Here is a 24,163-nt window from a genome sequence, read left to right as displayed (position 1 = left end):
CGCGAGCTTTGCCCTTCCCTCGCTCATCGCAATTTGTTGCGCGAGATGATCGCTCGAAGCATCGGGACATAAGCGGGAACCATCAACGGCCGCACTGGCCGCGGCAGCTGCGCTTAGCCGCGCCATAGGAAACTGCAAGCGACGACCACCTCTCGGAGAGAGCCCGCGCGCAAATCTTGCCCGCAGTCCGCAATCGAGGTGGAAGCAGCACGCATCTAGGAAGGTGACTGAAATGGAAATTGGACCGCTGCTTGTCGAGCAGCGCCGCGTCGGCGATGAGTTTCGTATTATCGAGGCGGCAGTTCTACAAATGCACAAGACGCTCGCAGGCGGGCACCTCGATGCCGCCACGCGATCGCAGATAGGAGCATTCGTGGACTCGACCACATCCAAGCTGATCCAGCTAGGCCGGCGGCGGCTCGATATCGACGCAGCGGTGTCCGCGGCGAATGCGCGGGCTAAGCCCGGGACCTGCGCAAGACGTGCGCTGTCGAACGCAGGGAGCGATCTCGATAGTAGGGATTGAGAGAGCCGGAAGGCACATGAATGGACCAGAACAAGACGTGCCTCGAGATGGCCTTTGAGCTCGCACGTTCGGGAGAATTCTCCAAACTTGATTTCTTGGAACGTCGTCTCCGCGATCAGGGTTATTCTACCGCCCAGCTGGACGGCCCCTCGCTCAGGCGACAGATGCGCAAGTTGATGCTGGCCGCCGGCAAAAACCAGGCATCCACAACGTCGACTTCCTCGATGTGAGCAACGAACTGGCTCGAAGCAGGCAGGAGAACGAAAAGAGGAAAGAACTCGGAATGGCGGCGCGCTGCGAACTCGGAATGCAGCGACCAACAAACCGTAAGCCATTGATATAGCGTGGCGATCCCGGCAGGATTTGAACCTGCGACCCTCTGCTTAGAAGGCAGATGCTCTATCCAACTGAGCTACGGGACCGTATCTAGGACGTAAGGCCGTCTGGTCGAATGGGCCACGACACCTATATAGCCGCAAAGGTTCGAATAGGCGGTTCGCGACGCTGCTGCAAGCTGCGCATGGGCCGTTTTTGCGGTAAACTTGCCGCCTCGCGCGGAGAGTTAGAGCCTCTCGACGCCTCTTCGGGCCTTTGGGACCTCCGGGTGCTCGGCGCAATGGCCGCCGTTACAGGACCGACGGGCGCCGTTCAGACGGGCGGTTTCTTGAAACGGTCATGGTTGGCTGGCACATGGCCTCCAACCATAAGCATCGGGAAAGATTCGATGATGAAGGGCAAAGCTTCCGCGGCTGTCCACGTCTGCGCGTTGAGGCACATCCCGGACATACTGAGGCAGACCGGGGCGCGCCATCTCGTCAGCGCGATCAATGCGGACCTTGCGCCGCAGACGCCCGCCGGCTTCGCCGCCGAACGGCATCTGAGGCTCGACATGCATGACATTGTCGAGCCGTGCGATGGCGCGAGCCCGCCAGGCGAAGCGCACGTGGGAGCGCTGCTCGACTTCGTGGAGCGGTGGGATCGCGAAGCGCCGCTGCTGATCCATTGCTATGCGGGCCTCAGCCGATCGACGGCGGCGGCGTTCATCACGCTATGCGCCCTCAATCCCGGCGCGTCGGAGCGGTCGATTGCGCTTGCCCTGCGGCGGGCGTCTGACACGGCCGTTCCGAACCGGAGATTTGTTGGTCTCGCCGACGACTTCCTCCGGCGCAATGGACGCATGGTGGCGGCACTGGACAGCATGGGCCCCAACAGAATTGCTGCTGAATGCGTGCCGTTCGGGCTGTTCGGCCATGAACTCTCCAAGAACACGGACCGCGCAGCCTAGGCGACGTTCGCAGCATTCCCTACCGAGGGCGGGGCTCAAGCCCCGCTTTTTTATTACTTTTCACCCTTCCCTGCCCTTGCCCCGCCGTTGATCGTGACGGCAATCCCATGCCAAGAAAGAGAGAAGAAGGGGGCAGCGCATGGCGCAAGCCACCCGGATTGGGACTACGGGGAAGGGAATGCACCATGACCACCACTGCAAGTACGGGCGATGCCGCTCCGGCATTGCTCTCTAGAGAGCGCACCATCGCCAAACCCGGTTTCAACCGGTGGCTGGTGCCGCCTGCTGCTCTCGCCATTCATCTCTGCATCGGCATGTCGTATGGGCTCAGCGTGTTCTGGCTGCCGCTCGCACAGGCGATCGGCATCGAGAAGCCGGTCACGTGTCCTGATATGACGATGCTGGACGCACTATTCACGACAACGTGCGACTGGCGCGTCACGGATCTTCTCGTCATCTTCACGCTCGGCATCGTTTTTCTCGGTCTTTCGGCCGCAGTATTCGGCGGCTGGCTGGAGCGTGCCGGCCCGCGCAAAGCGGGTGTTGCGGCAGCACTGTGCTGGGGCGGCGGCTTCATCATCTCGAGCTTCGGCGTGATGATCCATCAGCTGTGGGTGCTGTGGATCGGCCTCGGCGTGATCGGCGGTATCGGTCTAGGCCTCGGCTACATCTCGCCGGTGTCGACGCTGATCAAATGGTTCCCCGACCGGCGCGGCATGGCGACGGGCATGGCCATCATGGGCTTCGGCGGTGGCGCGATGATCGGATCGCCGCTGGCGGTGCTGCTGATGAACGGCGGCGACCTCGCCAGCTTCGGGAGCTGGAGCCTGCATCTCGACGGCTTCCGGACGGCGACCTCTGTCGGTGTATGGCAGACGTTTCTTACCCTGGGCCTCATCTATCTCGTGTTCATGCTCGCTGGTGCTTTCGGCTACCGCGTACCGCCTGATGGCTGGGCGCCGGAGGGCTGGACGCCAAAAGCGACCAACAAGAAGATGATCACGAGCGGGAACGTCGATCTCGCGCACGCACACAGGACGCCGCAGTTCTGGTTGATCTGGATGGTGTTGTGCATGAACGTGTCGGCGGGCATCGGCGTGCTCGCGATGGCATCGCCCATGTTGCAGGAGATCTTCGCGGGTTCGCTGATCGGCCAACCGGAAATCCCGTTCAGTGCCCTCAGCGAAGCGCAAAAGATCGCCATTGCGGCGATAGCCGGCGGGTTCGTCAGCTTGCTGTCGCTGTTCAACAGCGGTGGCCGGTTTGTCTGGGCTTCGGCCTCGGACTTCATCGGCCGCAAGCGGACCTACTTCATCTTCTTCGCGCTCGGCATGCTGCTGTATGGCCTTGCGCCAACGCTGGCGCATATGGGGTCACGCGCGCTGTTCGTTGCGGCCTTCTGCGTGATCCTGTCGATGTACGGCGGCGGCTTTGCAACTGTGCCGGCGTATCTTGCCGACATCTTCGGCACCAAGTACGTGGGCGCCATCCACGGACGTCTGCTGACGGCGTGGTCGACGGCCGGTGTCGTGGGCCCGATGGTGATCGGCTACATCCGCGACGTGCAGATCACTGCGGGCGTTCCGCGGGCGCTCGTCTATGATCGCACGATGTACATTCTCGTCGGCTTCCTGCTCGTCGGACTCATCTGCAACGCGCTGGTGCGGCCGGTGCACTCGCGGTGGCTGATGAGCGATCCGGCAGCCGATACGGGACCGAGCAAGGCGACGCCGACCGGCTCGTTCGGGATCGGGCTCGGCGGTCTCACCGTCGGTACGTTCCTGGCGTGGCTCGCCGTGGGCGTCCCGTTCGCCTGGGGTGTGTGGAGCACGATCGTGAAGGCCGTCGCGCTCTTCAGCTGACAATAGCGAACGGCCGTTCGCAGCAACGAACGAAACGTCGCGCCGCGTAGTTGCCCCGATATGACGGGGCGGCGCGGCGCGACGTTTGTTTTCAGCGAATTTGCATCAAGCGGTGGTCGCTGACCATTGCTTATGAATTCTTCGTATTTGCCGCCTCATTTGACTCAGCCCACTTGAGTTGAAATCGCCGCGATTGGGGTCGCTGGCGGTCCGCGTCGCAGTTGGCGCGAGTGCGATCAAAGGGGGCTGATAACCAATGCCAAGAATTGCACGACTTGCGGCTGTGGGAGCCGCTGCCATGACTGTAGCGGTCGGCGTCGGAGCGCCGGCGCGCGCAGGTGACTCCAACGGAAACCTTCAGGTTCGCCTTGGCCTCACCGGCGTGCTGTTCGACGAGAGCGTCAAATCGGTGAGTACCGATCTTGGCGATCTGAAGCCTGCAGGGGCAAATGCCAAGCTAGGTGACGTCGCGGTGCCGACGGCGACCATCACCTACTTCTTCACGCCGAACTGGGCGGTGGAGGCAATCTGCTGCACGGCGAAGATCACGGCCAAAGGCACAGGGCTTCTTGCCCCTTACGGAGATCTCGCCGATGCGTGGGTTCTGCCGCCGATCGTGACACTGCAGTATCGATTCGACCGCATTCATAGCTTCCAACCATACGTGGGGGCCGGCGTGCAGTGGATCCATTACTGGCCAGGCAAGGCGGACAATCTTCTCGGTGCGACGAGTGTCGATATCGAGGACAGCTTCGGCTTCGCCCTGCAGGCAGGCATCGACTACGATCTCGGTGACGGCTGGTCGCTCGTTCTCGACGTCAAGAAGACCTGGCTCGACACAACGGTAAAATGGTACGGCACGCCACTTGGCGATGTGCGCTCGAAGATCGATCTCGACCCTTGGTGGCTGACGGCTTCGCTCGGCTATCGCTTCAATGTCGAGGATCTCTTCGCCCGCAGGAGTGCAGCACCCATCAAGTGAACGCGGCTCGCAGCTTTGCGGAATCGAAACGGCGCCCTCCTTTGGACGGCGCCGTTGTCGTGTTCGCGTCAAACGCGAATCGCGTCAGCTTGCTGTAACGGGTTGCTTGCTCGCCTTCTTGGCGTAATACGGCGATGACATGCCGCGATTGGCGTCTTCGGTGACGTCGCCGTCGAACAGCTTGACCGATAGCGTGCCGCCGAGCTGCTTGGCGGCTTCGGCCAAGTAACCTTCCGCGTAGGCGCGCGCGTTGGCGACTGAGTCAAACTCATAAAAGCCGCCGATCGAGTGATTGTTCAGTCCGCTGAGCCATGTCTTGCTCTTGAGGCCAGGGTTCTTCTTCATCGCAACGTTAATCGCCGGCCAATCGATCTTCGTGAATGGGATTCCCACCTGAATCTCTGCGTAGAGAAACACCTTCTTGATGCTCATTTGCGTCCACTCTCCGTTGCGCACGGCCCCGATGCCGCGCGCGTCTGGTGCTGTCTACGCTTGCGATCCGCTGCACTCAACGATCGATACCGAATAAACAATTCGGAAAAAATTGGTTCGGGTCGCCGCGGCAAGACCGTATCAACGATGCAGCCAACCGACGCGGACGCCAAGCCGCTGCAGCCCGAAATCGGGTTTTGCAGAACGCGGATCTGCGCCACCGACCAGACTGCCTGTTGATCGCCAGCTCCCGCTGGAAAGGTACTTGCAAATGTCAATCGAACTGACGCTGCCGCGTGCGCGCGGGCAGCGCATGAGGATGTGTGCGCGCCGCTGCGCAGCGCTGCCGAAGCCAACCGCACCATGTCGATGCGGTGAGCAAGACAAGATTCCAACTCTACGCGTGAAGGGGAAGTCGAATGGGTATCTGGCAATCAATCTCTAGCATTCTGAAGAAGGAGAACACCGTGTCATCTGGAGCCGTCGCACAGGTCGCCGAGGAACCGCGCCCGCCGATCGATCCATATCCGCTGAGCCCGTACGTTGCATGGGCCGGCCGGAGAAACCGCGATCCGATCCTGGCGGTATTCAAGAATATCTTTCCCGCATCAGGCGAGATCCTCGAGTTGGCGAGCGGCAGCGGCCAACACATCAACTACTTCGCACCGCATTTCCCGAGCATTCGCTTCCAGCCGTCGGACTACGACACCGACGTGTTTGCGACGATCAAGCAGACGAAGGCCGAGAAGGGCAACATCAACATCGTCGATCCGATCCGGATTGATCTGACCGATCCTGCCTCGTGGCCGTCTGCCAGCGAGAAGCTGTATGACGCGATCTTCGTCATCAACATCTTCCAAGTGGCACCAGTCTCCATCGCCGATGGCATCGCTCACCTTGCTTCGAAGCTTTTGAAGCCCGAGGGCTTTGTCGCGATCTACGGGCCGTTCAAGGTCGATGGAGGTTACACGACGGCGACGAACGAGGCTTTCGACAAGGAGATCCTGGCGGCCAAGGTTCCTGAGTGGGGGCTCAAGGACGTGCGCGATCTGGAGAAGGCTGCAGCTCCGCACGGCATCGTGCTGAAGGAGACGCTGCACCTGCCCGCAAACAACTTCATTCTACTCTTCGGGCGTGCGTGAGGCATCTCCTCCGATTGACCCGCCGGATCGGAGCCGCGCTGGTTCGCGCGGCTCCGTCTGCATTTCGAAGCGTGACGGGTTCTGTGATGCCGCAACACTCCCTTCAGCCTGGCGATGCTAAGCGAGAAGCGATCATAACCAGGTGGTGAAAGTGGCTGGCAATCGAACTGCAGTCGTCGTTGGTGTCGGCGCGAGCGACGGTCTGGGTGCGGCGCTTGCGCGTCGCTTTGCGCACGAGGGCCTCGACGTCGTCATCGTCGGACGCAGCGAGGATCGGCTGAGAGCCGTGGCTGCGAACACAGGTGGGCGTGGCCGGCGTGTCCGCCCCTTCGTGGCCGACGCGACGAAGGAAGGCGACGTCACTGCACTCTTTTCTTCGATCAGGCCCGGCTCCCTGGAGCTCGTTGTCTACAACGTCGGCAGCAACGCGATGGTGCCATCGCTCGACATCAGCAAGGCGCTGTTCTCGCGCATGTGGCGCCAGAACGCGCTTGGCGGCTTTCTTGTCGGTCGCGAGGCAATTCGCTCGATGTTGCCGCGCGGAAGCGGGACGCTGCTCTACACTGGAGCCACCGCGTCGGTGCGCGCCCGTCCACCCTTTCTCGCTTTCGCGTCAGCCAAGGCTGCGCTGCGTGCGGTCGCGCAAGGCTATGCGCGCGAGTTCGGGCCGCAGGGAATCCACGTTGCGCACGTCGTTATCGACGGCGTGATCCGGGGGGATTATGCGCAATCGAACTTTCCCGACTTCGTCGCGGCCAAGGGCGATGATGGTCTGCTGGAACTCGACGACATCGCGCAGACGTATTGGACACTGCATACGCAGCCAAGAAGTGCGTGGACGCATGAGCTCGACCTGCGACCATTCAAGGAAGATTTCTGAGTGGGCTTGTCAATCTCGCCGAGCACCGTTCCATCCCAAGCTGGCGCCGCTGGCCAGATGACAACGTGACGAGGAAGGCAAATGTCTCTGCATCAAAGCGTGGCCACCGAATACTACTCACAGGCACTGCACGGCCCCTATCAAGTGTACGACGCCGGCGATCTCGATCTCGAATGCGGCGGCAGGCTGCGCAACCTGAAGATTGCCTACAGCACGCTAGGCACTCTTTCTGCGGCGAAAGACAACGCCATCCTATTCCCGAGCTGGTATTCGGGAACCTCGAAGATTCTCGAGCAGGCGTACGCAGGCGAAGGACGCGCGCTCGATCCGAACAAGTACTTCATCATTTTCGCCAACCAGATCGGCAACGGGCTATCGACCTCGCCGAGCAATGCAACCGCAGCGTTTGCGGGCCCACGCTTTCCGAGCATATCGATCGCCGATGACGTGCGCGCCCAGCACCGGCTCATCACAGAGCACTTGGGCATCAGCCAGTTGCAGCTCGTACTGGGCGGCTCGATGGGCGCACAGCAGACCTACGAGTGGGCGGTTCGCTTCCCCGATGTCGTCAAGCGGGCAGCGCCGATCGCCGGCACTGCCAAGGTGACGAACCACAACGCTGCCTTGGTGAGCACGTTCATCGATGCCATCAAGAGCGACGCGGGCTGGGACGGCGGCTGGTACAGAAAGGGTAGCGACGTGCAGCGCGGCCTGCGCAATCATGCACGCGTGTTTGCGGCTTCCGGCTTTACACCGATGCTGTTCAACGATGAGGGATGGCGTTCGATCGGATTTACATCGGTCGATGACTTCCTGGTCGGATTCGTCGAGGGACACTTCATCCCGCAGGACCCAAACAATCTGCTGACGCTGCTCACAAAGTGGCGCAGCGGCGATACGGCAAAGAGCGCGGGGGCGGATCTCACTAACGTCCTTGCGACCATCAAGTCCAAGACGTTCGTCATTGAGATCGACGAGGACGCGTTCTTCCCGTTGCGCGATATCGAGCACGAGCAGCGGCTTATTCCCGGGAGTTCGCTGAAGCGCATCTCCTCGCCGTGGGGGCATCTGGCCCTGTTCGGTGTTTGCCCGAACTACAACAAGGCCATCGACAGCTATCTGAAAGAGCTGCTCAACACTCCTGTCTGATGCAGCCTGGGCTGATCGGGCCCGGCGCAGGCAGGGTCCGATCGCTCTCGAGACTTGCTCTCAATTAGTGCTGTCGGCGTAGAAGCGGTTGCGGCCGCGTCGCCAGGACCTTGTCGATGCGGCGTCCGTCGAGATCGACGACCTCGAAACGCCAACCGTATGCCGTCACAGCCTCGCCAGTCGCCGGGATGCGATGCAGCAGCGCCAGCACGAATCCGGCGACGGTGTGATAGTCGCGGTGCTCAGGCAGCGTGATTTCCAGGGTTTCCGCCATCTCGTCGGCGGGCATTTCGCCAGACAGCAACCATGAGCCGTCCTGACGCTCGACCGCGTAGGGCTCACGGCCATCGGCATCGGAATGAAACACACCGGCGATCGCCTCAAGGACATCTGCCGGCGTCACCAGTCCCTGGAAATGGCCATACTCGTCGTGGATCAGCGCCATGGGGACATCCGCGTCACGCAGAACTTGCAAGACGTCGAGTGCATCCATTGTCTCAGGAATGATCGGCGCCTGCGCCACGTGGGTGCGCACGTCGAGCGGGCGATGATCCAGCAGGGCCGCCAGCAACTCGCGCGTTTGAACGACGCCTATCATGGCATCGGGTGAGCCCTCGCCAACCGGGAGACGCGAATGGCCGGTTGAGAGCAGACGCGCGCGGATCTCCTCTTCGCTGTCCGTGATATCAAGCCAATCGACATCAGTGCGAGGCGTCATGAGGCCCGGGACGGCACGATCGCCGAGGCGCAGAACGCCGGCGATCATCTCGCGTTCGCCGCTTTCGAGCACGCCGGCGCTTTCGGCTTCGGCAACAAGAGTGCGGATCTCCTCTTCGGTGATCGACGCGCCGGATTGAGGCGCCTCGCCCGTCAGGCGCAGAACGACCTTGGTCGAGCTATCGAGGAACCAGACGAGCGGCGAGGCGAAGCGCGCCAGTTGCGTCATAGCGGGCGCGACAAGGCACGCGATGCCTTCCGGATTTCGCAGCGCTACATTCTTGGGCACGAGTTCGCCGATGATCAGCGACAGGTAGGTGATGATGATGATCACCGTACCGAGACCTAAAATCTCGGCGGTATGACGGGGGAGGCCACTGTCGGCGAGGTAGTTTCCGAGCTGCGCTCCGAGCGTCGCACCCGAGAACGCACCGGCAATGACACCGACGAGCGTGATGCCGATCTGCACGGTGGACAGAAATCGGCCGGGGTCTTCAGTGAGGGCGAGCGCGCTGCGGGCACCTTTGCGTCCGGCCTTTGCGAGCGCCTTCAGCTTTGATCGCCGCGAGGAGACGACTGCGAGCTCGGAAAGCGCGAAAAGGCCGTTCAGGACGACGAGCGCGACAACGATGAGAATTTCGAACACGGGCCTCGCAGGCTGGCTGCTGCGACGCCGAGCCTCTCCATTTTGGTAAACGAGGAGACCAGAGGAGCAGAGCGGCGTCAATAAATGGATCAGATGCGCTCACAACCGATTGCTAAGGTGAATGGCGCAACGACGCGGCGTGCGCCCTGGTGAGGCTTACGGTGAATCTTAAGATAACCGGGGACTTGCGCTGGCGATGAGGTGGCCGCTTAAGCCGATTGGGGGAGCGGTCGGCTCCCGCCTCCACCCAATGGCTTCTTCCATCTCCGCATAATTGCCCAGGTTGTCGCCATGCATATCCCCCCTAGTTTGGGTCGGGTTTTCTCGAGAATAAGGGCCGGCAGGTTTATGAGTTTTGGGCCGAGCGCGTTTGCCAGCATCGTGATGCCGGCGCTCAACGAAGAAAAGTACATCGCCGATGCCATTCGCTCGATCACGCCGCGCGACGGCGAGGGATTCAACTATGAGATCCTCATTCTGGATGGCGGCAGCTCGGATCAAACCGTATCGATCGTAGAATCCCTCGCTGTAGACAATCCGCGCATCCGGCTGATCAAGAATGAACGCCGCTCGCAGGCGGCAGCCATGAACATCGCCGCGCGTGCCGCCGATGCGCGCTCTGACATTCTCGTGCGCGCCGACTGCCATGCGGACTATCCGCCAGGATTCGTCAGCAAGTGCATCGAAACGATGCGCACGAAAGATGTCGCTTCTGTCGTTGTGTCGATGAACACGCGCGGCAAGACGTGCCTGCAGCGGGCGATTGCCGCGGCCCAGAACAGCATCATCGGTAACGGCGGCTCTGCGCACCGCGTCGCTGGACGCTCAGGCTATGTCGACCACGGCCATCATGCAGCGTTCGACCGCCGCGAATTCATCGAGCTTGGTGGGTACGATGAGAGCTTCACGCATAATGAGGACGCCGAATTCGACGTGCGGCTCGTCAAGTCTGGGCGTCGCATCTATCTCAGCGATGTCAGCATAACGTACTTTCCGCGGTCCGATTTCGTATCGCTAGCGCGGCAGTATTTCAAATTCGGCTGGGGACGCGCAAACACGATCATCAAACATCGCGCACGTCCGAAGCTAAGGCAGATCATGCCGCTCCTCGTCTTGCTCGGGTGCAGCGGCGCGCTGCTACTGGCGGCCTTCCATTGGTTGTTTCTGCTGCCAGTCGGACTCTACGCTGCACTGTGCATCGGATGGGGGCTGGTAGCAGCTTACCGACAGCGCGATCTTTGCCTGTCTGCATCAGGAACGGCGGCGATGGTAATGCATTTGAGCTGGGGCGTCGGTGCCGCCGCCCGCATCGTGCGGCTCGGCATCGACAGGTTCTTCCCAACGCGGGCATCGGTGCCGATGCGTACGCCCTCGGCCTCACAGGGGTAGGGCCTACGTCAAAAGACGTACGCTGTGGGCGAAAGCGCCTGAACTATCTCTTTTTCCTGGGTTCCAGTCACCGCACTCGTGGCTAGAGTTAAGGCTCGCGGCACTTGCGGCTCCTCCGATCGCGCTTCTCAACCATCGCTATGCTTGCTGGTTGCCAGAACCGCGGGAGCGCGCATAACCAAGTCTGAAGCCGGCCATAGTCGTCTGAAGAGCGGGACCCCTGATTTCATGCACAGCAGTCACCTCAAATTCGCTAGCAGTCTACAGCCTCGCCGCTTCGGGCAGACCGCGGCACCGACTGCTTCGATGACAGTTGCAACAACGCGTGGCATCACGCGCAGGCTGCTCGTCTCCTGTCTCAGCCTCTTGAGCATCATCGCCCTGCCGATCTCAAGCGGATCCGCTGCGGACGCGCCCCAACGGTCCAAGCCGGCGAAGGACTGGGACAGCGGCTCGGCGAACACCTCCAGCGCCCATGAGCCGTACAACCTCGGCCCGCAGGATAAAGTCCGGGTGATGGTGTTCGAGTGGCGCCCTTCGCGCGATGAAATCTTTGCCTGGTCGGCGCTCAACGCCGAGTACACGGTTGGACCATCGGGCAACCTAGCCCTGCCGCTCATTGGCGATGTACCGGCGGCGGGCGTCACCACGGAAGAGCTTTCGAAGCGAATCGGACAGCGCTTGCGCGATCGCATGGGTCTGGCTACGGCGCCGGATACGGCGGTGGAAGTTACCATATTCCGGCCCTTCTATGTTGCCGGCAGCGTCGAGAAGCCTGGCGAATATCCTTACCGGCCGGGCCTGACGGTGCTGCAGGCGGTGAGCATCAGTGGCGGGATGCGGCGCGTGGCCGATGCCAGCATGCTGCGGCTACAGCGGGATTCGCTGTCCACGCGCGGCGACCTGGAACTGCTCGACAAGGAGCGCGATGCTTTGCTGGCGCGCAAGGCGCGACTGGAAGCCGAGTTCAAACGTCTGCCTGAGATCACCTTTCCGCCTGAGTTGCTGGCGCGGGCTGCCCGCGATCCTTCCACGAGCAACCTCGTGGAGCAGGAGCGGATCGTCTTTGGCTCGCGCAAATCCTCGTTCGACATGCAGTTGAAGACCCTCTCGCAGCTCAAAGAATTTCTGGAGAAGGAGATTGAATCGAACACCGGTCAGCTCGAGAGCCATCACCGGCAGATCGATCTGGTGAAGCAGGAGCTGACTGGCGTCGTGAAGCTGGCCGCGAAGGGACTCGTTACCGCGCCGCGCAAGCTGGCCCTTGAGCGCAACTTGGCGCAGCTCGAAGGTGACGGCCTGCGCATGGAGGGCAATGTCGTCAAGGTTCGTCAGGACCTGTCGCGTAACGACATCGCCATGGTCGAGCTCGAGACGAAGCGTTCGAGCGATGTGGCGTCCGAGTTGCAAACGACGCAGTTCCAACTCGAGCAGACGACGCACAAGAAGGACACGGCGCGCAAGCTGCTCTATGAGTCCGAGGTCGTTGCACCGGGCATGATGGCCGATCGCGGCCGGCAGGTCGAACCCAACTACAAGATCGTGCGTCTGACGGGCGGGAGCCACGTCCAGATCGATGCAAACGAGAACACGCTGGTGTTGCCGGGCGACACTGTGAAGGTTGAGGTTCCCTTCACCGGGGATCCCTCCGCTGAGCTTCCGACCGCGTCGGAAATGCCGGAAACACCGGTGGCCGGACGCAGTGGCAAGCTTGCGCCCATCGACACGACGAAGCCCAAGCGGGCCGCGCTGAACAGCACCAAGCAGCGGATCGCAGAGTAAGTCTTGCCGGGCTCCAACGTGGGCTTCTGGCGCACCGCCATTCTTCTGGCAGCGCCTGGAGCCGCCTCTGGTCGAGACCCGAAGAGATACTCCTAGCGCCATGACAGCCGGCCCTGCTTTGCGCTTGGCCAAGTGACGTCGGCTGTCTAATGCGGCGATCAGGATTTCCAGCTAACGGTTCGCGACGCTAGACGCAGCGTGGCTCCAGAGGGGCCGTCACTCCGCTGATCAGAACTTGGCGCGGATCAGAACTTGGCGCGGATCCGGTCCTCGAAGCTGAAGAGCAGGAAGGCGATACCGAGCCCTGCCAACGCGCCGGCGCAGAGCCCCGCGAGCAATGACAGCGAGCCGCGCGGATACGTCTTACGCGTCGGCGGCGATGCCCGCGTGATAACGCGGGCATTGGTGACCGGATAGGACTGGCGCTGCATCGATTCGGCGTAGGCCTGCAGATAGCTCTCGAAGATCTTGCGATAGGTGAGCGCGCGCGACTCGAGCTCTTCCAGCGTATTGCGTTCTTCGGCTTGTGACGGCGTCGCCGCCACCGGCGCGTCGCTGCGCGGAATGATGATCGTCGAATTTGGGTTCGACGGCGTATCCCGCTGGCCGCCCTCGTGCTGGTTGACGATGCGATAGTCGCGCTTGGCCTTGAACTGCTGCACATCGAGCGCCGCGGTATTCATCTGCTTGCGCAGATCGTCGATACGGCCTTCCAGCCACTTGCTGCCCTGCGAGGCTGCCTGCGCACGCGTGTCGAGCTGATCGTCGACGTAAGCATCGGCGATTGCGTTGGCGACCTTTGCAGCGGTCTGCGGGTCGGTCGCCTTGTAGGTGATATTGATCGCGTACGAGAGACCTTCGCGGCTTGCGTCGAGATTGTTGCGGATCTGCGCCGCTTCTCCCGCCATGCGATCGGCATCGGACTTCTTCGGTCGCGCACCGAAAACGGACTCGTACAAGCGATGGAGAAGGGACGGCCGCGTTTGCACCGGCGGCGTCTTGAGGAGGCCGAGGCGGTTAACAACCTTCTCGGCGATGCGCTCGGAACGGATGATCGCGAGCTGGCTCTCGACCTGCGGCGTGTCGAGAGCGACGAATGACTCCGTCGCCTGTTCGCGGAACGTATGTGGCACGTCGGCTTCGATCAGCACCTGCGTATCCGCAGTAAAGATCGGTGTGGCTGTTGCAAGATAGACGATGGAAGCCAGCAGGCCGGCGCCCGTAGAGGCTGCCAGAACCTTGCGGTATCGGTAGAGAAAGCGAAAGACGTCGCCATAGGTGACGTACTCGTGCTTCGCATCGACGTCGAGATCGTCTTCGTCGGGAATGAATTCCGGTCTGTTCAGCATACCAACACCTTAGGCGGGTTGGGAGCACGCTTCCAAGTGACCGCCGATGAACTTGGTAAGCGCGGTATCCCATTGTGGCGGGTTACCAAGCTTTGCACTTCCATTAGGCAAGGGCCGTACCAATGCGGGCGCGCCCGACTTGTAGACGCTCTTTGCGGTGCGAAGCAGGCGCGTCACGCCAGCGGCCGCCTCAGCATGAAACATAATCAGCGCTTCGCATGTGTCGGCTGTGCCGTTTCCGGGCCCAGCGCCGAGATGGGCGATGAGGCGTTCGGCAACGAACGGCGGCATCATGGCCCGGCGGCCACTCAGCAGGTAACCAAGCCACACGCCGACGCTCAGAAGCTCGTGGGCGCATTCGAGGCTCGGATAAGCATAGGCGGCGTTGACGCCCGAATAGATGGAGGCGATCAGCGCGGAGGGAAGCTCGGCGCCATCGGAGCCGGACGCGGGGGCTAAGGCTGCAGCCCGCGCGGCGCGATCGAGCGATGCCAAGACGGACAGCTCGAAAACCCAATAGACGCGGCTATCCTTGCTGCTGGCGCGCGGGTCAGCGATCGCATCTGGGTCCCTAGTCTCGCCACAAGGACTGCCCTGCGAGGCATCCCGCTGCGGGGAAAAGGCCTCTTCGAGAGACATACTCTTAACGAGGCCAGCTGCAGCGATGGCGGTGATGATGGCCTTAGCCGCGCCATTGCCAGTGGCCTCAGCGCGGCGCACCAGAAGATTGAGCCGCGCGGCCAGCGCGCGCTGAAAGAGACGTCCGGCTGCTGTGTTTGTGTCCGCGCGCGCGCGGCGCAGCGACGGCATCAGGAAAATCAGCTCGTCCTGGCTAACCGTTTCCCACGCAGCGGGATAGTAGAGCGACGAGACCGTTTGGTCGGCAATGCCGTCACCCCAGGACGGTAACCGCGCAGCCTGGCTCTCACGACCAGACGTCCAGGCATGGCGGAAACGTTCGAGGTTAAGCATCGTGTCCCACGTTGTCCCAAGAAGGAACAAACCATAGGCCTCGATGCCGGAGCGAAGAACGCCTTCAAAGGAAGTAGTGCAGACGCGCATCTGCAAGCGGCAGAATAGCAACCCAAGCGCCGGCATTTACCTCGGCCCGCGGCCGCTGTTGCCGCGACTGGCACGGCAATGGCATCTGGCGATTCAGCAACGAGCCGACCCATCACCGCCTAAAGCGCGAATTGCCAAGGCCCTTGCACCTTTGAAACTCTAGGCGACACGTCGCGCCGTCATATTCCGACTTCGTCAAATGCGGGAGCACACCACATGAAGGTCTTGGTCACCGGCCATCTGGGCTACATCGGCACGGTCATGGTTCCGATGCTGCAGAAGGCCGGGCACGATGTCGTCGGCGTCGACAGTCACCTTTATGAGCGGTGCACGTATGATGCGGGCGGCAGCATCGCGCAGGTTCCCGCACTGTTGAAGGACGTGCGAGACATCACGGGCGGCGACCTGCAAGGTATCGACGCAATCATTCATCTTGCGGCGCTGTCGAATGACCCCCTGGGTGACCTAAACCCGGATATCACCTACGCTATCAACCATCGCGCCAGCGTGCGCCTCGCCGAGCTCGCCAAAAAGGAAGGCGTGAAGCGCTTCCTGCTCGCATCCTCGTGCAGCAACTATGGCCGCTCGGGCGAGAACATGGTCGACGAGACGGGAGAGCTCAATCCCGTTACCGCCTACGGCCAGTCGAAGGTATGGGCCGAGCGCGACATCACCCAGCTGGCCGGCGATGGCTTCGTGCCGACATTCCTGCGGCCAGCCACGGCCTATGGCCTATCGCCGCGTATTCGTTTCGACATCGTTCTCAACAATCTCGTCGCGTGGGCCGTAACGAAGAAGCTGATCTATCTGAAGTCGGACGGGTCGCCGTGGCGTCCGATCGTGCACATCGAGGACATCTCGCGCGCCTTCATCGCCGCGCTGGAAGCGCCCGCCGAGAAGGTCAACTGCGAAGCCTTCAACGTCGGCCAGACGGCGCACAATTACCGGATCCGCGACATCGCCGAGGTCGTTGCCAGCGTGGTGCCGGACTGCCGCATCGAGTTCGCGCCGGACGCGGGCCCCGATACGCGCTCCTATCGCGTCAGCTTCGAGAAGATCGCAACAGTGCTGCCCGCGTTCAAGCCGCAGTGGGACGTGCGCAAGGGTGCCGAACAACTCTACGAAGCGTACCGGAAGTCCGACCTGACGCTTGAGGAGTTCGAGGGACCGCGGTATCAGCGCATCAGCCACATAAGGAAGCTGATGGCTGACGGCATCATCGATGGCTCGCTGCATCGGCTCGACCGCGCGGCTGCCTGAAGCACCGTGCCCCAATATTGAAAGTCCGGTGTGCCGATGGAACAGCCTTCACCCGCAACCTGGCGCACCGAAAACGACAGCATCGGCGGGGAGCTCTATCGCCTCGCCGGTGAAATCTATCCGATCTGCCGCAGCATCACGGGCGATGGCGTGCGCGAGACCCTGGGTGTCCTCGCGCGCCACGTTCCGCTGGAGGTGCGCGAGGTTCCAACCGGCACTCAGGTGTTCGACTGGACCGTGCCGCGCGAGTGGAACATAGCCGACGCCTATGTGAAAGACGCCTCGGGGCGGCGCGTCATCGATTTCAAGGCGTCGAACCTGCACGTCGTCGGCTATAGCGCTCCGGTGCGCACGCGCCTTTCGCTGGCTGAGCTGAAAAAGCACATCTTCACGCTGCCCGAGCAGCCCGACCTCATTCCCTACCGCACCTCGTACTACGCCGAGACGTGGGGTTTCTGCATGGCCCACAATAAGCTCTCCGAGCTGGCCGACGGCGAATATGAGGTGTGCATCGACTCCAGCTTCGGCGATGGCGCCCTGAGCTACGGCGAATACCTGCACGGGGGCGAAGCCGCCGACGAGGTGCTGCTGTCGGCGCACATCTGCCATCCCTCTCTGGCGAACGACAATTGCTCGGCGCTGGCACTGCTGACGCTGCTGGCGAAGCGCCTGCAAGGCGTGCGTACGCGCTATAGCTACCGCTTCATCTTTGCACCGGGTACGATCGGCGCCATTACGTGGCTCGCCCAGAACGAGGCCAATGTCGGTCGCATCAAGCATGGGCTTGTCGTCTCGTGCGCCGGCGACGGCGGCGGCCCGACCTACAAGCGATCGCGGCGCGGCGATGCCGTGGTCGACCGGGCCATGGCGCACGTGCTGCGGACGGACGCGCCCAGCGCGCAGGTCATCGACTTCTCGCCCTATGGCTATGATGAGCGCCAATACTGCTCGCCGGGCTTCGATCTGCCAGTGGGGCTGTTCCAGCGCAGTCTGTTCGGTACGTTCCCGGAGTATCACACCTCGGCGGACAACATGGATTTCATCAAGCCCGAGCACCTCGGCCGCTCGTACGAACTGATCACGGCGGCGCTCGATATCATCGAAAACGACCGCACCTATCTAAACCTCAATCCCAAGTGCGAGCCGCAGCTCGGGCGGCGCGGGCTCTATTCGGCGATCGGCGGCGACAAGAATGCGCCGGCAAAGAGCATGGCGATGCTGTGGGTGCTGAACCTATCGGACGGGGAGCATTCGCTGCTGGACATCGCTGAACGCTCGAAAACGCCGTTCGCCGTCGTTCGTCAGGCGGCCGCGCTGCTGGAGGCGCACGGTCTGCTTGCCGAGAAGGGCCCGAGCTAGATCGCAACGGCCGCGAAGTCCGGCCAGCTTTTGTCTTTCTCGGAAAGGGTGGTCACCGCCAATGGCCAACGGATGGCGAAGGCGGGATCGTCATAGCGTACGCCGCTGGCGGTATCGGGGGCGTAAAACTCCGAAATCAGGTAGCTCACCTCGACGTCGTCGGTCAGGGTCTGGAAGCCGTGCGCGAAGCCTTTGGGGATATAGAGGCGGTTGCGGTTGTCGGCCGTCAGCTCGAAGCCCTGCCAGCGACCCTGATTGCGGCCGGCGCGCAGGTCGATGATCACATCGTAGATGGCGCCGCGTACGCAGCTGACCACCTTCACCTCGGCGGCGGCCCCGCGCTGGAAATGCATCCCACGCAGCGTGCCGCGCGTGGCGCTGAACGAGGTGCTGTGCTGGACGAACGACGTTTCGAGGCCGTGGGCGGCAAACTCGCGTTCGCAGAAGGTGCGGGCGAAGAAGCCGCGCTCATCGCCATGAGGTTGAAGCTCTATGAGCTTGGCGTCGGCCAGCTCCGTGTCGCGGATCAGCATGCCCACTCTCTATCGCCACTTTGCTCGCAACGCAGAGACCTCGTCGCCTGATGCTTAACGGCGGAGCGCCCGGGCCCTGCTGGGCCGGCGAAAGGGGTAGTTCGCCCCCTCCCCTACCACCAATGATGCCGTATGCGGCCGGCGCCCCGCTCCCCGATAATCCAAGGCCGGGCGCGCTTTTTGCACCCTGGCGGATGGACACGCAAATCGAGGCGGTCAGCGTCCCAAATTACTCCGGCTGGGACATCCAACAAGGCCAGTTATATCCCGAGGGCACAAATGAATATTGAGGCAGTTTCATACCGGGACGCGGTGAAGAGCGCGTCGGCATGCTCTTGCCGGCTGTGCGGCACCAAGACCGAGCACACATTCGTAAACCTCGGCATGTCCCCGCTGTGCGAGAGCTTCCTGCCGCACGAGCAACTCGACGCGATGGAGCCGTATTTCCCGCTGCACGCCCTCGTGTGCCCCGAGTGCTTCCTGGTGCAGCTCAAGGAGTACGTGAGCCCCGAGCACATCTTCGAGGAATACGCCTACTTCTCATCCTATTCGACGAGCTGGGTGGCGCACGCCAAATCCTATTGCGAGATGATCACTCAGCGTCTCGGGCTGAGCGCCGATAGCCTCGTCGTCGAGCTGGCCAGCAACGACGGCTATCTGCTGCAGCACTTCCCGCCTCTCGGCGTCAATGTGCTCGGCATCGAGCCGGCCGCTAACGTCGCCAAGGTGGCGATCGACAAGGGCATCCCGACCTGCGTCGACTTCTTCGGGACGCGTCTGGCGCGCGAGCTCGTCGCCGCGGGCAAATCCGCCGACCTGATCGCGGGTAATAACGTGCTGGCGCAGGTGCCCGACCTCAACGACTTCGTAGCCGGCATGAAGCTGCTGCTGAAGCCAGAGGGCGTGATCACGCTTGAGTTCCCGCATCTGCAGCGGCTGATGGAGGAAAACCAGTTCGATACGATCTATCACGAGCACTTCTCCTATTTCTCGCTGGTGACGATCGATGTGCTCGCCAAGCGCCACGGCCTGAAGCTGATCGACGTGGATGAGTTGAAGACGCATGGTGGCTCGCTGCGCGTTTATCTTGCGCATGACGCCTCCCAGCGCACCGTTGGTCCGCGCGTGGGCGATATTCTCGAACGTGAGACGGCCCTGGGCTTCCGCGATCTTGCCGCCTACGCCTCGTTCGGCGCGCAGGTGACGCGTACCAAGCGGCGGCTGCTATCGTTCCTGATCGAAGCCAAGGATGCCGGCAAGACGATCTGCGGCTATGGGGCGCCGGGCAAGGGCAACACGCTTCTGAACTACTGCGGTATCGGCACCGACTTCCTCGACTTCACCGTGGACCGCAATCCCTACAAGCACGGGCGCTTCACGCCGGGTCAACACATTCCGATCTATCCGGTCGATGCGATCGATCTGGCCAAGCCAGACTATGTGCTGATCCTGCCGTGGAACCTCAAGGACGAAATCGTCCGGCAGATGCGCCACATCGGCGACTGGGGCGGAAAGTTCGTCGTGCCGATCCCGGAAGTCGCCGTCATCGATCCCAAGGAGCTGCCCCAATGAAAGTCGTTCTGTTCTGCGGCGGACTTGGCACGCGTATCCGCGAATATTCCGAGAGCGTCCCCAAGCCGATGATCCCGGTCGGCCATCAGCCGATCCTGTGGCACGTGATGAACTATTACAGCCAGTACGGGCATCGCGATTTCGTGCTGTGCCTCGGCTACAAGGCCAACGTGGTCAAGGAGTTCTTCCTCAATTACAAGCCGCAGGCCTACGCCGACTGTGTCGTGTCGCGTTACGGCTCCAAGGTCGAGCTTCTGTCGGAGATCAAGGATGACTGGCGCGTCAGCCTGATCGACACGGGCATCTGGCGCAACATCGGCCAGCGTTTGTGGGCAGTGCGCGAGCACGTTGCCGACGAGGAGATGTTCCTCGCCAACTACAGCGACGGACTGACCGACCTCAACCTCGATGAAGCTGTCGAGGCCTTCAAGAAGAGCGGCAAGGTGGGCTGCTTCGTCGCCATTCGTCCTCCGCTGACCTATCATCTTGCTGACATCGACACGGATGGGCGCGTGCGGGAGTTCCGTTCATCCGATCGTTCCGACATCTGGATCAATGGTGGCTACTTCATTTTCCGCCGCGAGATCTTCGATTACATGCGCGAAGGCGAAGAGTTGGTGCTGGAGCCATTCAAGCGACTGATCGAAGCGGATCAGCTGATGGCGTTCAAGCACGAGGGCTTCTGGCGCTCGATGGACACGCTGCGCGACCGGCAGATCCTCGAAGACATGGTCGAGCAAGGCAACATGCCGTGGCGGCTCAGCCACGACCTGACGGACCGCCCCGCCGCGGTGGTGGCCGGCGAATGAAGACACTGCGTCTGGCGCAACCGGGCGAGCCGCTGTCGATCCTCTGCCTCGGGGCCCACTCGGACGACATCGAGATCGGGCTCGGGGCGACGATCCTCGACTGGATCGCGTCCGGGGTCGATTTGCGTGTCGACTGGTGCGTGTTCTCGGCCGCGGGTTCACGCCGCGAAGAAGCGGAGCGGTCTGCCGCTGATTTCCTCGCCGGTGCAGCGGCGGCCGATATTCATATCGGAGCGTTCCGCGACAGCTACTTCCCTTATCAGGGCGCCGAGGTGAAGGCTTGGCTCGAGGGCATCAAGGCGAAGGTTGCGCCCGATGTCGTCTTCACGCATCGCAAGGACGATGCACACCAGGACCACCGCGAAGTTGCCAATCTCACGTGGAACGCGTTTCGCGACCACACCATCCTCGAATACGAGATTCCGAAGTGGGATGGCGATCTGGGGCAGCCCAACGCCTATCTTCCGGTCAGCGAGGCGGCGCTCGCGCGCAAGATCGAGCTGCTCGACAAGCATTTCGGTACTCAGCGCTCCAAGGACTGGTTCGACGCCGATACGTTCCGCGGGCTGGCGCGCTTGCGCGGCATGGAGTGCCGTGCGCCTGAGCGGTTCGCCGAAGCCTTCTTCGTGCGCAAGCTGCGGCTCGGCTAGCAGTCGCTAGAACCACTGCGCGATCAGCGCAATCTCCTGTTCCGACAGCTTGCAGCGGAATCCGGCGATCGTTGTAGCGATGCTAGTGGAAAGGCTGGCGCGATTTGCAAGCGCGTATTCCAATTGCTGCCACAGGCGATCGACGCTGAATGTCTCGCAGTGCTGGTAGAGGCCCGTGAGGCCTACGCTATCGAGAAGGGCGTCGTTCTTGTCCGCGTAGCTCAGGGAGATAACCGGCTTGGCGACGCAGAGGGCAGCGACCACGTTGTGATAGCGCGTCGTCACGACAACGTCGGTCTGCTGCATCTGGCGCATCAAATCGCGCATGTTCTGCGCTGGTTCGCAAATGATTTCATGGCAGTTGTAGCGCGTTGCATCGATACTGGCGACCACACGTGCGATGGCCTCACTGTCCCATTTGTGCCCGAGCAAGAGGCGGACGCGATAGCCCTGGGCCAGCAATCGCTGAACGAAGTCAGCCAGCTTTTCAATATAGACGTCATGGATGCAGGCTGCGTCGGGGGCGCCGCTACGCCAGCCCCAATAGTTCATCACGCCGACACCGACGGTTAGCGAGCCATCGTGTGGACCATTGTCTTCGGGCAGCGGCAATGCAAACGCGACATCCGGAATGACAGCATCGTTGCTCGTATCTACTCCGCAACTTGCAACGTAGCTCTTCGACAGCTCGTCACGGAAGGAACGGAAGTGCGCCATGCGGGCGGACGCGATCATGAGCCGTCTGCTCAGCGGATTGTGGATAGGCCCAGCGCCGATGCTGACGAGTGCGACCTTACAACCGGCCAGCCGCGCCGCTGCGAGCCACGTGAACAGCGCATACGGCATGCCGCCGGGGCGGTCGCCGAAGTCGTCGAGGATCCCAGTTCCGGGAACAATCAAAAGATCGAGCCGGCGCATCTGGCGGAAGGCGCGCACGAAGTCGAGCGCACGCGAGGGGATCTTGGCGAGCAGGCGGTCGAGGCGGCCGATCCATCCGGTAGCCGAGCCAGTCCTCCTGATAGACACCGACGCGAGATTATAGGCGCCATGCGTCGCCTCGGGACTGGAGCAGATGCACAGCAGCTCGGCAGCCGGCCGCTCACGGCGGAGAAACGCAAGCACGGCCTCAAGAGAGGCCTCGTTGCCGATGTTGCCCGTGCCGAAATGGCCAAACAAGCCGATCCGGCGTGCCGTAGATTTGGTGCCTGCACGACTTGATACGCCAATCGCTTGTTGGGCCCGATCGCGAGCCGCCGACGTGAAGGGTGAGTCGAGGGCTGACACCGCGACTAACTCCGGTCGCCGGGCGGCGTCGGCCCGTTGAAGCGCCGGTAAACGATCTGCGACGGGCGGCCAACGAGATGGCTCTCCGCGCCATCCTCCAATGCGCGAGCATAAATGCGCAACGCGCCGTCGATGGCCTCGATGGTGCGGTCGATGTCGGAAACGGAATGCGAATAGCTGACCACCAGTGACGGCATGAGCACGCCGCGCCGGATGGTCTCCTGCAGGAACAGCGAGCGGAACGCCTGGGAGGGCTGGCCGTTCTGGTCCAGCGTCGCGTACGCGAGGCACATGGGCTTGCCCACGATCTTGACGTGGGCGCCCAGTCCGCGCTGCGCGATCGCCTCCTCGGCTCCGCGCTTCAATCGTTCGCCCTGACGCACGAGATGCGCGATGACCGGCTCGTCGCGGTAAACGCGCATGGTGGCCATCGCGCCAGCGAGAGCGTGGGTCTCAGCGCCGTGCGTGGTCGAAAGCAGAAATACGCGCGGGCGATCAGTGTGCTCGAGCCCGCCAAGACGCATGAACTCACGTTTGCCAGCCAGTGCCGACACGGAGAAGCCATTCGCCAGCGCCTTGCCGAAGCAGGCAAGGTCCGGCTCGACACCGTAGTAGGCCTGGGCGCCGCCGTTGTGCCAGCGGAAGCCGGTGATCATCTCGTCGAGGATGAGCAGGGCGCCGTTCTCGTGGCAGAGCTGCTTCAGCTTGTTCAGGTAGCCGGGTTCTGGGTCCTCGGAGCGTGCGGCCTCGAGTATCAAGGCGGCGATGCGTCCGGGATGCGCGGAGAACAGAGCGCGCGCGCTTTCGAGATCGTTCCAGCGGAAAGTGACCGTGAGCTGCTTGATCGCCTCGGGGATACCCGCGTTCACCGCGGTGGTGCCAATGAACCAATCATCCGACGAAAAGAACGGGTGATCACCGCAAATGGCGATGAGATCGCGGCCGGTATAGGCCCGCGCCAGCTTCACGGCGCCGGATGTTGCGTCTGAGCCATCCTTGCAAAACTTCACCATCTCAGCGCCAGGGATCAGCTCAAGGAACTGCTCGGCGCAGGCGACCTCGATGGCAGCAGGGCGGGTGAAGTTGCAGCCATGATCAAGCTCGGCGCGCACGGCATCGAGCACCGATGGAAAGGCATGTCCCAACGTCACGGCGCGATTACCCATGCCGTATTCGATGAACTCGTTGCCATCGACGTCGAAGACATGGCAGCCCGCACCGCGGGCGATGAACCCTGGCGCCAGCACGGGGTACTGGTCGTCACCCTTCGCGTAGGTGTGACAGCCGCCGGGGATGATCTGGTGGGCGCGCTGCTTCAGCTGCTCGGACTTGGCGAACTGGAGAATGCGCTCGCTTGCAATGTTCACCGTGGACCTCTGTAAGACAAACGTTCTGAAACAACTGAAGCATGCATTCTTCGGGCCGGGCCGGGGCCGTGGTCCCCTCACTTACTCATGAATCCGCCCTGCCCGGACATTTCGCAACAGCTCGAT

General features: G+C 62.1%; 22 protein-coding genes and 1 tRNA gene. 15 read left to right on the top strand and 8 right to left on the bottom strand.

Features of this window, described 5'->3' with window-relative positions; translation table 11 throughout:
- The first annotated feature begins 232 nt into the window (after positions 1-232).
- Together ACP15D_RS19260 and ACP15D_RS19255 are read left to right on the top strand one after the other, a co-directional pair.
- On the top strand, positions 233-526 hold the full coding sequence (locus ACP15D_RS19260) for a hypothetical protein (protein ID WP_424959023.1): 294 nt from the start codon (positions 233-235) through the stop codon (positions 524-526).
- Positions 527-546: 20 nt separating this feature from the next.
- Positions 547-756, top strand: a complete 210-nt coding sequence (locus tag ACP15D_RS19255; protein ID WP_424959022.1) for a hypothetical protein — start codon at positions 547-549, stop codon at positions 754-756.
- 115 nt (positions 757-871) lie between these two features.
- Here the strand turns inward: ACP15D_RS19255 and ACP15D_RS19250 are convergent.
- Positions 872-948: transfer RNA gene (locus tag ACP15D_RS19250), tRNA-Arg, on the bottom strand.
- A gap of 302 nt (positions 949-1,250) precedes the next feature.
- On the opposite strand from ACP15D_RS19250, the gene ACP15D_RS19245 reads away from it, so the two are divergent.
- From ACP15D_RS19245 to ACP15D_RS19235, 3 genes are all read left to right on the top strand, one after another.
- Positions 1,251-1,811 (top strand): tyrosine phosphatase family protein, encoded by a 561-nt coding sequence (locus ACP15D_RS19245; RefSeq protein WP_424959021.1) that lies wholly within the window; start codon positions 1,251-1,253, stop codon positions 1,809-1,811.
- A 185-nt stretch (positions 1,812-1,996) separates the two neighbouring features.
- Entirely contained in the window at positions 1,997-3,673 is a 1,677-nt protein-coding gene (locus ACP15D_RS19240) for an OFA family MFS transporter (RefSeq protein ID WP_424959020.1), read from the top strand.
- A 298-nt stretch (positions 3,674-3,971) separates the two neighbouring features.
- A complete protein-coding gene (locus ACP15D_RS19235) occupies positions 3,972-4,655 on the top strand; it encodes an OmpW/AlkL family protein (protein ID WP_424959019.1) in 684 nt (227 codons plus the stop codon).
- A gap of 84 nt (positions 4,656-4,739) precedes the next feature.
- On the opposite strand, the gene ACP15D_RS19230 is transcribed toward ACP15D_RS19235, so the two are convergent.
- Positions 4,740-5,087: a YdhR family protein gene (locus ACP15D_RS19230; RefSeq protein ID WP_424959018.1), complete on the bottom strand. Its 348-nt coding sequence runs from the start codon at positions 5,085-5,087 to the stop codon at positions 4,740-4,742.
- Between the two features lie 419 nt (positions 5,088-5,506).
- Between ACP15D_RS19230 and ACP15D_RS19225 the strand changes: the two genes are divergently transcribed.
- The 3 genes from ACP15D_RS19225 to ACP15D_RS19215 all read left to right on the top strand — a co-directional run bounded on the left by ACP15D_RS19225 (position 5,507) and on the right by ACP15D_RS19215 (position 8,258).
- Positions 5,507-6,229, top strand: a complete 723-nt coding sequence (locus ACP15D_RS19225) for a DUF938 domain-containing protein (RefSeq protein WP_424959017.1) — start codon at positions 5,507-5,509, stop codon at positions 6,227-6,229.
- 151 nt (positions 6,230-6,380) lie between these two features.
- Positions 6,381-7,109, top strand: coding sequence for an SDR family NAD(P)-dependent oxidoreductase (locus ACP15D_RS19220; RefSeq protein ID WP_424959016.1), 729 nt, complete (start codon positions 6,381-6,383; stop codon positions 7,107-7,109).
- An 81-nt stretch (positions 7,110-7,190) separates the two neighbouring features.
- On the top strand, positions 7,191-8,258 hold the full coding sequence (locus tag ACP15D_RS19215) for an alpha/beta fold hydrolase (protein ID WP_424959015.1): 1,068 nt from the start codon (positions 7,191-7,193) through the stop codon (positions 8,256-8,258).
- A 64-nt stretch (positions 8,259-8,322) separates the two neighbouring features.
- Here ACP15D_RS19215 and ACP15D_RS19210 read toward each other — a convergent pair whose 3' ends face one another.
- Positions 8,323-9,621, bottom strand: coding sequence for a hemolysin family protein (locus ACP15D_RS19210; protein ID WP_424959014.1), 1,299 nt, complete (start codon positions 9,619-9,621; stop codon positions 8,323-8,325).
- A gap of 348 nt (positions 9,622-9,969) precedes the next feature.
- Here ACP15D_RS19210 and ACP15D_RS19205 point away from each other — a divergent pair, with 348 nt between their 5' ends.
- Positions 9,970-11,010, top strand: coding sequence for a glycosyltransferase family 2 protein (locus ACP15D_RS19205; RefSeq protein WP_424959013.1), 1,041 nt, complete (start codon positions 9,970-9,972; stop codon positions 11,008-11,010).
- 306 nt (positions 11,011-11,316) lie between these two features.
- Positions 11,317-12,792, top strand: coding sequence for a polysaccharide biosynthesis/export family protein (locus ACP15D_RS19200; protein WP_424959012.1), 1,476 nt, complete (start codon positions 11,317-11,319; stop codon positions 12,790-12,792).
- 245 nt (positions 12,793-13,037) lie between these two features.
- Here ACP15D_RS19200 and ACP15D_RS19195 read toward each other — a convergent pair whose 3' ends face one another.
- Complete coding sequence (locus tag ACP15D_RS19195) at positions 13,038-14,141, bottom strand: GumC family protein (RefSeq protein ID WP_424959011.1); 1,104 nt, start codon at positions 14,139-14,141, stop codon at positions 13,038-13,040.
- 9 nt (positions 14,142-14,150) lie between these two features.
- Positions 14,151-15,113: a hypothetical protein gene (locus ACP15D_RS19190; protein WP_424959010.1), complete on the bottom strand. Its 963-nt coding sequence runs from the start codon at positions 15,111-15,113 to the stop codon at positions 14,151-14,153.
- A 306-nt stretch (positions 15,114-15,419) separates the two neighbouring features.
- On the opposite strand from ACP15D_RS19190, the gene ACP15D_RS19185 reads away from it, so the two are divergent.
- Positions 15,420-16,463, top strand: coding sequence for an NAD-dependent epimerase/dehydratase family protein (locus tag ACP15D_RS19185; protein WP_424959009.1), 1,044 nt, complete (start codon positions 15,420-15,422; stop codon positions 16,461-16,463).
- A gap of 36 nt (positions 16,464-16,499) precedes the next feature.
- Positions 16,500-17,822: a DUF4910 domain-containing protein gene (locus tag ACP15D_RS19180; protein ID WP_424959008.1), complete on the top strand. Its 1,323-nt coding sequence runs from the start codon at positions 16,500-16,502 to the stop codon at positions 17,820-17,822.
- Here ACP15D_RS19180 and rfbC read toward each other — a convergent pair.
- Positions 17,819-18,355, bottom strand: coding sequence for a dTDP-4-dehydrorhamnose 3,5-epimerase (gene rfbC, locus ACP15D_RS19175; protein WP_424959007.1), 537 nt, complete (start codon positions 18,353-18,355; stop codon positions 17,819-17,821). The genes ACP15D_RS19180 and rfbC overlap by 4 nt on opposite strands.
- A gap of 279 nt (positions 18,356-18,634) precedes the next feature.
- On the opposite strand from rfbC, the gene ACP15D_RS19170 reads away from it, so the two are divergent.
- Genes ACP15D_RS19170 through ACP15D_RS19160 form a run of 3 tightly spaced genes read left to right on the top strand, consistent with a single transcriptional unit; the run spans position 18,635 to position 21,386 of the window.
- On the top strand, positions 18,635-19,927 hold the full coding sequence (locus ACP15D_RS19170) for a methyltransferase domain-containing protein (RefSeq protein WP_424959006.1): 1,293 nt from the start codon (positions 18,635-18,637) through the stop codon (positions 19,925-19,927).
- Positions 19,924-20,736: a glucose-1-phosphate cytidylyltransferase gene (locus tag ACP15D_RS19165; protein WP_424959005.1), complete on the top strand. Its 813-nt coding sequence runs from the start codon at positions 19,924-19,926 to the stop codon at positions 20,734-20,736. Before ACP15D_RS19170 ends, ACP15D_RS19165 begins: the two co-directional genes overlap by 4 nt.
- The gene (locus ACP15D_RS19160; RefSeq protein WP_424959004.1) at positions 20,733-21,386 is read left to right on the top strand and encodes a PIG-L deacetylase family protein; all 654 of its coding nucleotides are present in this window, start codon (positions 20,733-20,735) and stop codon (positions 21,384-21,386) included. The genes ACP15D_RS19165 and ACP15D_RS19160 overlap by 4 nt, the downstream gene beginning before the upstream one ends.
- Positions 21,387-21,392: 6 nt before the next feature.
- Here ACP15D_RS19160 and ACP15D_RS19155 read toward each other — a convergent pair whose 3' ends face one another.
- Together ACP15D_RS19155 and ACP15D_RS19150 are read right to left on the bottom strand one after the other, a co-directional pair.
- Entirely contained in the window at positions 21,393-22,670 is a 1,278-nt protein-coding gene (locus tag ACP15D_RS19155; RefSeq protein ID WP_424959003.1) for a polysaccharide pyruvyl transferase family protein, read from the bottom strand.
- 5 nt (positions 22,671-22,675) lie between these two features.
- Positions 22,676-24,037, bottom strand: a complete 1,362-nt coding sequence (locus ACP15D_RS19150; RefSeq protein WP_424959002.1) for a glutamate-1-semialdehyde 2,1-aminomutase — start codon at positions 24,035-24,037, stop codon at positions 22,676-22,678.
- Positions 24,038-24,163: the final 126 nt, after the last annotated feature.

It is taken from the genome of Hyphomicrobium sp. 1Nfss2.1, assembly GCF_965243865.1.
Taxonomy (GTDB): Bacteria; Pseudomonadota; Alphaproteobacteria; order Rhizobiales; family Hyphomicrobiaceae; genus Hyphomicrobium_A.
This window is presented reverse-complemented; position numbering and strand designations above follow the sequence as displayed.

What these genes read in the sequence shown, in the direction of transcription:
- ACP15D_RS19255 (WP_424959022.1), top strand. Translation starts at nt 547, where the DNA reads ATGGACCAGAACAAGACGTGCCTCGAGATGGCCTTTGAGCTCGCACGT.
- rfbC (WP_424959007.1), bottom strand. Translation starts at nt 18,355, where the DNA reads ATGCTGATCCGCGACACGGAGCTGGCCGACGCCAAGCTCATAGAGCTT.
- ACP15D_RS19195 (WP_424959011.1), bottom strand. Translation starts at nt 14,141, where the DNA reads ATGCTGAACAGACCGGAATTCATTCCCGACGAAGACGATCTCGACGTC.
- ACP15D_RS19205 (WP_424959013.1), top strand. Translation starts at nt 9,970, where the DNA reads ATGAGTTTTGGGCCGAGCGCGTTTGCCAGCATCGTGATGCCGGCGCTC.
- ACP15D_RS19185 (WP_424959009.1), top strand. Translation starts at nt 15,420, where the DNA reads ATGAAGGTCTTGGTCACCGGCCATCTGGGCTACATCGGCACGGTCATG.
- ACP15D_RS19180 (WP_424959008.1), top strand. Translation starts at nt 16,500, where the DNA reads ATGGAACAGCCTTCACCCGCAACCTGGCGCACCGAAAACGACAGCATC.
- ACP15D_RS19245 (WP_424959021.1), top strand. Translation starts at nt 1,251, where the DNA reads ATGATGAAGGGCAAAGCTTCCGCGGCTGTCCACGTCTGCGCGTTGAGG.
- ACP15D_RS19260 (WP_424959023.1), top strand. Translation starts at nt 233, where the DNA reads ATGGAAATTGGACCGCTGCTTGTCGAGCAGCGCCGCGTCGGCGATGAG.
- ACP15D_RS19170 (WP_424959006.1), top strand. Translation starts at nt 18,635, where the DNA reads ATGAATATTGAGGCAGTTTCATACCGGGACGCGGTGAAGAGCGCGTCG.
- ACP15D_RS19235 (WP_424959019.1), top strand. Translation starts at nt 3,972, where the DNA reads ATGACTGTAGCGGTCGGCGTCGGAGCGCCGGCGCGCGCAGGTGACTCC.
- ACP15D_RS19230 (WP_424959018.1), bottom strand. Translation starts at nt 5,087, where the DNA reads ATGAGCATCAAGAAGGTGTTTCTCTACGCAGAGATTCAGGTGGGAATC.
- ACP15D_RS19160 (WP_424959004.1), top strand. Translation starts at nt 20,733, where the DNA reads ATGAAGACACTGCGTCTGGCGCAACCGGGCGAGCCGCTGTCGATCCTC.
- ACP15D_RS19215 (WP_424959015.1), top strand. Translation starts at nt 7,191, where the DNA reads ATGTCTCTGCATCAAAGCGTGGCCACCGAATACTACTCACAGGCACTG.
- ACP15D_RS19200 (WP_424959012.1), top strand. Translation starts at nt 11,317, where the DNA reads ATGACAGTTGCAACAACGCGTGGCATCACGCGCAGGCTGCTCGTCTCC.
- ACP15D_RS19240 (WP_424959020.1), top strand. Translation starts at nt 1,997, where the DNA reads ATGACCACCACTGCAAGTACGGGCGATGCCGCTCCGGCATTGCTCTCT.
- ACP15D_RS19225 (WP_424959017.1), top strand. Translation starts at nt 5,507, where the DNA reads ATGGGTATCTGGCAATCAATCTCTAGCATTCTGAAGAAGGAGAACACC.
- ACP15D_RS19190 (WP_424959010.1), bottom strand. Translation starts at nt 15,113, where the DNA reads ATGCTTAACCTCGAACGTTTCCGCCATGCCTGGACGTCTGGTCGTGAG.
- ACP15D_RS19165 (WP_424959005.1), top strand. Translation starts at nt 19,924, where the DNA reads ATGAAAGTCGTTCTGTTCTGCGGCGGACTTGGCACGCGTATCCGCGAA.